At 76.5% G+C, this 2,752-nt stretch carries 3 protein-coding genes; all 3 read right to left on the reverse strand.

What is annotated here, in order from left to right; genetic code table 11:
• On the reverse strand, positions 1–1,056 hold a 1,056-nt coding region (locus F2B26_RS15555), incomplete at its 3' end, for an MMPL family transporter (RefSeq protein ID WP_159810904.1).
• Positions 1,057–1,152: 96 nt separating this feature from the next.
• Positions 1,153–1,716, reverse strand: coding sequence for a hypothetical protein (locus tag F2B26_RS15560; RefSeq protein WP_159810906.1), 564 nt, complete (start codon positions 1,714–1,716; stop codon positions 1,153–1,155).
• 280 nt (positions 1,717–1,996) lie between these two features.
• A partial coding sequence (locus tag F2B26_RS15565; RefSeq protein WP_201292780.1) for a sensor histidine kinase occupies positions 1,997–2,752 on the reverse strand: 756 nt, incomplete at its 5' end.

Below are 2,752 nucleotides of genomic sequence, written 5' to 3' on the forward strand. Positions count from 1 at the left end.
CCGCCGGGCCACGGTGCCGGCGAACCGGGCCCAGCCGGTGCGGTCCAGGTCGGTGCGGACCCGGCGGGCCGCGACCCGTGGCCCGAGCACGGCCAGCAGCGCCGGTGTGAGGGTGAGCGATCCGAGCAGCACGACGGCCACGACGACGGCCGTGCCCCAGCCGAGCCAGGACACGAAGTCGACCCCGGTGATCGCCAGCGCGCAGATCGAGATGGCCACGGTCACCCCCGCGAACGCGACGGCCGTGCCCGAGGTCGCGGCGGTCCGGGCCACGGCGGCCACCGGGTCGGGCTCCTCGCGCAGGCTGCGGCCCTGGCGAGCCACCTGGAAGAGCGCGTAGTCGATGCCGACCCCCAGCCCGAGCATGGTGGCCAGGGTCGGGACCACGTTCGGCACTGCGACGGCGTGCCTGACCAGGTCCAGTGCCGCCAGACCGCTGAGCAGCCCGATGACCGCCGTGACGATCGGCACCCCGGCGGCCCAGGCCGAACCGAGCGCCACCAGCAGCACCACCAGTGCGACCGCCAGGCCCACCGCCTCGCTCGTGCGCGAGTGGCCCGCGGCCAGGTCGTCGAGCAGTGGTTGACCCACCCCCACCTGCAGCCCGGCGTCGCGCGCGGCCGCGACGACCGAGGCGAGCGCCGCGCCGTCGACCTCGGCCTGCGACTGCACCCGGAGCTGGATGCCCGTGCCGTCGGGGGTGGTCGCCGGTCGCCCCGTGGTGGTCGGGGCGAGCGGGTCGGTGACCTCGACGATCCCGTCGACCGCGCGCAGCCCGTCGGCCACCCGGGTCACCTCGTCGGCGTGGTCCGTGATCGGCCCGGGGGCGACGAGCAGCACGGTCGAGGTGCTGAGCCCCGTGTCGTCGCCGCCCGAGACCGTGTCGACCAGCACCGATGCTGCGGCCGAGTCGCTGCCGGGCACGGTGAGCGACTCCGGGTCGGTCGGGCCGAGCGCCCGGGTGCCGGCCATGGCCGCCACGGCCAGCACCAGCCAGGCGGCGATGACGAACCAGCGGTGGCGGGCGCAGAAGCGCGCGGTCGCGACGACGAGCATGGGACCTTCTCTCGAACGGGACGGGACGGTGTGTGGCGGGGCTGGGCGGGCGGAGTGGCACGCCTGGCCGCGGGCCGGGAGCGGATGAGCGCTGGATCAGCCGGTGGTGAGCGTGAGGGCGAGCCCGTCGGGTCGCACCTGGACGGCCGCGAGCCGGGTGGCGCGCTCGGCGGACGAGGGCAGCAGCCGTCCGGGGTCCAGCCGCCGTTCGGTGAGCAGGGACTCGGCGCGGTCGCCGAGGGCCTTGGCGGCCAGGCCGGTGCCCACCTGGAATCCGGCGACGGTGACGGTGCTGGGGGTGAGGACCAGGTCGCCCTGGTCGGCGGCGACGGTCCATCCGACGTCCACCGGCACCTGCCGGCCGCGGAAGGTGACCTGGGTCGAGGCGGTGAGCAGACCGTCCTGGTCCGACCAGGACGGGGTCTGCGCCCCGTCGGGCACCGGCACCCGGTCGGCGAGGGCGGCGTACGGGACGCGCAGGTCGAGCGTGGTCGGCTCGGCCAGCAGCCCGGTCGCGACCGCGACGAACGGCCAGCCTCCGATCCGGACGGCGGTCACCTCGATGCCGGCCGAGGCCAGCCGGGTGTCGGCGCGCCTCACGGCCTGGTGCTCGGCCCACCAGCGCGCGCCCTGGTCGGCCGTCGCGAGCGTGAGGAGCACGGCGACCGCGACGCCTCCCGTGCGCAGCCGCAGGAGTCGATGGGTGCGGGGGCGGGCTTGGACGGGTCGCGGTGGCACGGCGGACCTCTCGACGGGGACGAGGAGCCCAGTCGAGCCGACCTGGCTCGGCGCCTCCTCCCCGGAACCTGACCTGCGGCTGACGGCTGCCTGGCGACATCGGCCGGGTCTGTCGACGAGCGGCCCGGACCCGGGCGAGGCGGACTCGCAGGCGGTCGGACTCAGGTGGTGGGATCTCGGGCGGCTGGGGCCGGGAGCGACCTCAGGCGCCCGGGGCCCGCAACGGCAGGCGTACCTGGACAGTGGTGCCGGCATCGGGGGCCGAGTCCAGCGTGAGGGTCCCGTGGTGGGCGCGGACCAGTCCGTCGACGATGGCCAGTCCGAGCCCGGAGCCCTCGGCCTCGTCGGGGCGGTCCGGCCGGGACCGGCGGACGAACCGGTCGAGCACGTGCGGGACGAGGTCAGCCGGGATTCCGGGCCCGTCGTCGGCGACCACCAGCTCGGCGCTCGCCCCGTCGACCGCCAGGTCCAGCCGCAGCGCCGCGGTGCCCGGGGTGTGCCGCAGCACGTTGCCGACCAGGTTCTGCACCACCTGGGCGAGCCGGGCCGCGTCGCCGTCGACGAGCACGGGGGAGTCGGGCCGGTGCCAGGTGACGGGCCGGTCGGGTGCCAGCACCGCGAGGTCGTCGACGACGTCGTCGACGAGCGCACGCAGGTCCACCGTGGTGCGGGCCAGGGGCACGTCGGCGTCCAGGCGAGCGAGCAGCGCGAGCTGGTCGACGAGGTGGCGCATCCGGGAGGTCTGCGCCCCGATCCGCTCGAACGCCCGGTCCACCTCCGGTCCGGTCAGGGCGCCCTGCTGGTAGAGGTCGGCCCAGCCGTGCACGCTCGTGAGCGGGGTGCGCAGCTCGTGGGCGGCGTCGGCCACGAAGTCGCGCAGCCGGCGTTCGGCGCGGGCGCGATCGGCCAGCGCCTGGTCGATCGCCTGCGCCAGCGCGCGCGTCTCGGTCGGGGCGTC

Source organism: Cellulomonas citrea (assembly GCF_009829685.1).
In the GTDB taxonomy this organism is placed as follows: Bacteria; Actinomycetota; Actinomycetes; order Actinomycetales; family Cellulomonadaceae; genus Cellulomonas; species Cellulomonas citrea.